General features: G+C 39.7%; 3 protein-coding genes and 9 tRNA genes. 2 read left to right on the top strand and 10 right to left on the bottom strand.

What is annotated here, in order from left to right:
* Positions 1 to 1,123 precede the first annotated feature (1,123 nt).
* The 10 genes from C9I86_RS19645 to C9I86_RS19600 all read right to left on the bottom strand — a co-directional run bounded on the left by C9I86_RS19645 (position 1,124) and on the right by C9I86_RS19600 (position 3,615).
* A tRNA-Asn gene (locus C9I86_RS19645) sits at positions 1,124 to 1,199 on the bottom strand.
* Between the two features lie 6 nt (positions 1,200 to 1,205).
* Positions 1,206 to 1,290, bottom strand: a tRNA-Tyr gene (locus C9I86_RS19640).
* 9 nt (positions 1,291 to 1,299) lie between these two features.
* Positions 1,300 to 1,375: transfer RNA gene (locus C9I86_RS19635), tRNA-Thr, on the bottom strand.
* A 53-nt stretch (positions 1,376 to 1,428) separates the two neighbouring features.
* Positions 1,429 to 1,505: transfer RNA gene (locus C9I86_RS19630), tRNA-Asp, on the bottom strand.
* 41 nt (positions 1,506 to 1,546) lie between these two features.
* Positions 1,547 to 1,637 (bottom strand) — tRNA-Ser (locus C9I86_RS19625).
* Between the two features lie 538 nt (positions 1,638 to 2,175).
* Positions 2,176 to 2,260: transfer RNA gene (locus tag C9I86_RS19620), tRNA-Tyr, on the bottom strand.
* Between the two features lie 9 nt (positions 2,261 to 2,269).
* Positions 2,270 to 2,345: transfer RNA gene (locus tag C9I86_RS19615), tRNA-Thr, on the bottom strand.
* A 49-nt stretch (positions 2,346 to 2,394) separates the two neighbouring features.
* Positions 2,395 to 2,471: transfer RNA gene (locus C9I86_RS19610), tRNA-Asp, on the bottom strand.
* Positions 2,472 to 2,511: 40 nt separating this feature from the next.
* A tRNA-Ser gene (locus tag C9I86_RS19605) sits at positions 2,512 to 2,602 on the bottom strand.
* A 104-nt stretch (positions 2,603 to 2,706) separates the two neighbouring features.
* Complete coding sequence (locus C9I86_RS19600; RefSeq protein WP_080156265.1) at positions 2,707 to 3,615, bottom strand: LysR family transcriptional regulator; 909 nt, start codon at positions 3,613 to 3,615, stop codon at positions 2,707 to 2,709.
* A gap of 106 nt (positions 3,616 to 3,721) precedes the next feature.
* Between C9I86_RS19600 and C9I86_RS19595 the strand changes: the two genes are divergently transcribed.
* Together C9I86_RS19595 and C9I86_RS19590 are read left to right on the top strand one after the other, a co-directional pair.
* The gene (locus C9I86_RS19595; RefSeq protein ID WP_080156266.1) at positions 3,722 to 4,042 is read left to right on the top strand and encodes a monooxygenase; all 321 of its coding nucleotides are present in this window, start codon (positions 3,722 to 3,724) and stop codon (positions 4,040 to 4,042) included.
* Positions 4,043 to 4,051: 9 nt separating this feature from the next.
* The gene (locus C9I86_RS19590) at positions 4,052 to 4,423 is read left to right on the top strand and encodes a hypothetical protein (protein ID WP_107277257.1); all 372 of its coding nucleotides are present in this window, start codon (positions 4,052 to 4,054) and stop codon (positions 4,421 to 4,423) included.
* Positions 4,424 to 4,667: the final 244 nt, after the last annotated feature.

Raw genomic sequence — 4,667 nt, 5'->3', positions numbered from 1 at the left:
TCCAATGCCGCGTATAATATAGTGCGACCCTTTCCTTGTAAAGCAATAATATTAAAAAGCTTTTTAAGTGATCACCAATTAATCAAAGCTTATTAATATCATTCAATTTGGTGTTTTATACAACAAATCATAAGCCAATATAATGGGGTGACTAGATTTCAAAAGGATCACCCTCCATAACAAATGACAGCAAGATCTCGCCAATAAAGAAGCACCAACTAAACTATGCCACTTCATGGTGGGATCTAGCACTTTACACTCTCGCAGCCTCGAAACTCGAAACTACATTGACTAAAATCCAGACGTAAAAAAGCCCACAATTTCTTGCGGGCTTCTCTATTTGGCTTCACTCTACTGGACTTGAACCAGTGACATGTGAATTAACAGTCCGCTAAGCTCCCCAATAAAAAGTACCAACTGAACTAAGAAGGAACTATATGGTGGTGGATCAAGTGCCCTGCACTATCGAAACCTCAAAACCTATCACCTAGCACACCAAAATCCAGACGTAAAAAAGCCCGCAATTTCTTGCGGGCTTCTCTATTTGGCTTCACTCTACTGGACTTGAACCAGTGACATCTGAATTAACAGTCCGCTTAGCTCCCCAATAAAGAGCACCAACTGAACTAAGAAGGAATTATATGATGGTGGGAGTTAGCTTCTCGCATTCTCGAATGCATCAAATTTCAGACGTAAAAAAGCCCACAATTTCTTGCGGGCTTCTCTATTTGGCTTCACTCTACTGGACTTGAACCAGTGACATCTGAATTAACAGTCCGCTAAGCTCTCCAATAAAGAGTACCAACTGAACTAAGAAGGAACTATATGGTGGTGGATCAAGTACCCTGCACTATCGAAACCTCAAAACCTATCACCTAGCACACCAAAATCCAGACGTAAAAAAGCCCGCAATTTCTTGTGGGCTTCTCTATTTGTCTTCACTCTACTGGACTTGAACCAATGACATGTGAATTAACAGTCCGCTCAGCTCCCCAATAAAGAGTACCAACTGAGCTAAGAAGGAATTATATGATGGTGGGAGAAGGATTCGCTTCTTTATCATTCAACAGTTGCCAAATTTCAGACGTAAAAAAGCCCGCAATTTCTTGCAGGCTTCTCTATTTGGCTCCCTCTACTGGACTTGAACCAGTGACATACGGATTAACAGTCCGCCGTTCTACCAACTGAACTAAGAAGGAATTATATGGTGGTGGGAGAAGGATTCGAACCTTCGAAGGCAGTGCCGGCAGATTTACAATCTGCTCCCTTTGGCCACTCGGGAATCCCACCGAAATTTAATGGTGCCGACTACCGGAGTCGAACTGGTGACCTACTGATTACAAGTCAGTTGCTCTACCTACTGAGCTAAGTCGGCACAAAATTTCGTTACATAGCATGTTAATATCAATCAACACTATGTCTTTATGTTGGCGGAGCGGACGGGACTCGAACCCGCGACCCCCGGCGTGACAGGCCGGTATTCTAACCAACTGAACTACCGCTCCAATTCTTTATGAAATTCGATTTAAATCAAACTTCTAGAATATGGCGGAGAGATAGGGATTTGAACCCTAGATACGCTATAAACGTATGCTGGTTTTCAAGACCAGTGCTTTCAACCGCTCAGCCATCTCTCCAATGCCGCGTATAATATAGTGCGACCCTTTCCTTGTAAAGCAATAATATTAAAAAGCTTTTTAAGTGATCACCAATTAATCAAAGCTTATTAATATCATTCAATTTGGTGTTTTATACAACAAACCACAAGCCAATATAATGGGGTGACTAGATTTCAAAAGGATCACCCTCCATAACGAATGACTGTAAGATCTCACCAATAAAGAAGCACCAACTGAACTAACTGGGGATTATACGGTGGTGGGATCTAGCACTTTACACTCTCGCAGCCTCGAAACTACATTTACCAAATTTCAAACGTAAAAAAGCCCGCAATAAAGAGTACCAACTGAACTAAGAAGGAATTATATGGTGGTGGATCAAGTACCCTGCAACCTCAAAACCTAGCACCTAGCACACCAAAATCCAGACGTAAAAAAGCCCGCAATTTCTTGCGAGCTTCTCTATTTGGCTTTGCTTTTCAGGATTTTAACCAGTGACATATAATTAACAGGCCACAAATTTTTCCAATAAAGATCACCAGTAGAACTAAAAATATGGTGGTGGGAGAAGGATTCGAACCTTCGAAGGCAGTGCCGGCAGATTTACAATCTGCTCCCTTTGGCCACTCGGGAATCCCACCGAAATTTAATGGTGCCGACTACCGGAGTCGAACTGGTGACCTACTGATTACAAGTCAGTTGCTCTACCTACTGAGCTAAGTCGGCACAAATTTCGTTACATAGCATGCTAATAAATAACACTATGTCTTTATGTTGGCGGAGTGGACGGGACTCGAACCCGCGACCCCCGGCGTGACAGGCCGGTATTCTAACCAACTGAACTACCACTCCAATTCTTTATGAAACCCGATTATATCGCATTTCTAGAATTTGGCGGAGAGATAGGGATTTGAACCCTAGATACGCTATAAACGTATGCTGGTTTTCAAGACCAGTGCTTTCAACCGCTCAGCCATCTCTCCAATGCCGAGAATAATAACGGCTTCCAGTTACTCTGTAAACTCTTTATTTATAAAGAATAACTCAAGCGAACAGCCTTTGTTCAATTCGATCCTTCTCTGTCCAATTATGAGTATTGTTTACGTCGATGACTGGCTGACTGCAATAATATGTCATAAAAAGCTTTCGCTGCTGGACCTGTCTTAGCTCCTTTGGGAAGCGTTAAGTGCATCGGTACTTGGTACTTTTGTGCATGCTCTACTTCAAGTACAACCACTTGAGTTTTATTCCTATCCCTCACCATATGCTCCGGTATACGACAAAAACCAACACCTTGCTCCACCGCTTGAAATGCATGAGCAAAATTGTCAACAGTAATACGTTGTCTCGACTTCAACCAACCAACATCTTGCTGATGTTTTTTTGTCGGTTCATAACCTAAATCTCTAATCACTATTTGAGGAAGTGTCGATATTTCAGCAAGAGATACTATATTTTTTAAGGCTAACGGATGAGTCACAGCGACTATTGGCACCATTGTTATAACACCAAAAGCTTCTGCTGAATAATTTGTTACAGGTAAATTAATAATTGAAATATCGGCTCGCTCATTAATTACCATATCTGTGGTTTTTGTTAATGATGTTTCAACGACTTGAACAGATGTTGCACCATTAATATTTACGTACTGTTCCATCGGCTTATAAAGCCAAGCTAAATCACATAAATGGTCAACAGCAATGGTTATTTCAGATTCAAACCCTTTGGAAAGCTGCTGACTTATATTTTCCAATTCACGCGCTTGCTCTAGCATCGTCGTTGCACGCCGTAACAAAGATTTACCGTCTTCTGTTAATACTGCTCGACGTCCTTGAACCTCAATAAGAATAATACCTAATTGTGATTCTAGCTTTTTAACTGAATAAATAAGTGTGGTATGGCTTTTGTTTAATACAATTGCTGCCGCTTGAAAACTACCTGCACGATCGATTTCATATAATGTTAACCACTGGTCTAACGTACTTTTAAGTCTCATATGTCTAATTTTTTCACATTTAAATGCAATATTATGAACTTTTCTGTTTATTTTTTATAGACAATAATGAGTAAAACACAAACTCACACATAAAAGAGACAATCTGATGGCTAAATTACTACAAGTTGATTTCGAATTTAATGGGCCTTTTGGCGAAAATATGACTGCGGCATTGACGGAGCTTGCTAAATCTATAAATCAAGAACCAGGTATGATCTGGAAAATTTGGACTGAAAATGCACAACAAAAATTAGCTGGCGGTATCTACCTTTTTGAAACTGAAGCAACAGCAAAAGCCTATTTAGCTATGCACACAGTACGCTTACAACAATTAGGAGTATCTGAAGTACGTGGTGTTATTTTTGATATTAATCAACCACTGACTAATATTAATCAAGGCCCAATAACTAACACCATCCAGCACTAAAACTATAATATGACTAACAAAACGTTTTTAACATTCCACGGCTGTATTTATTTACTATTTGCATTAGCGCTTTTTTTTATTCCTAACATAATATGGCCGATGTATGGCGTTGAAATAAATGATAAATATACTTATTTTTTATCCCAACACACTACAATATTTTTAGGCGGTATTGCCGTAATTAACTTACAACTAAGAGAAATTGAGTCTGGTACTACTGCAAAAAAACTGTTCATTGCATTATTAACGTTAAATATTTTAGGTGCTTTAATTACTGTTTATGCTGGCATAACTGGAATTTTTGTTGGTTTCGGATGGAGTGATCCTGCATTTTTCATTACTCTTTCGATTTTCACCTATCTACAATTTAAAAAACAATAAAGAGCACCAACTAAACTAACTGGGGATTATACGGTAGTGGGATCTAGCACTTTACACTCTCGCAGCCTCGAAACCTCACTTCATCAAAATACAGACGTAAAAAAGCCCGCAATTTCTTGCGTAATGCATGTGAATTAAGATAATTTACGCTTCCTTGAAGGCCTAGTCGCATAGCGACTAGGCCTTTTCTTTACTGCCCTTGGATAACTTCTTTCCTGCCTTTCTGGTAGTACAAAGCTTTCTG

It is taken from the genome of Photobacterium sp. NCIMB 13483, from assembly GCF_003025475.1.
GTDB lineage: Bacteria > Pseudomonadota > Gammaproteobacteria > Enterobacterales > Vibrionaceae > Photobacterium > Photobacterium piscicola.
The sequence above is the reverse complement of the archived record's forward strand: the minus strand, read 5'-3'. Positions and strand labels throughout refer to the sequence as shown.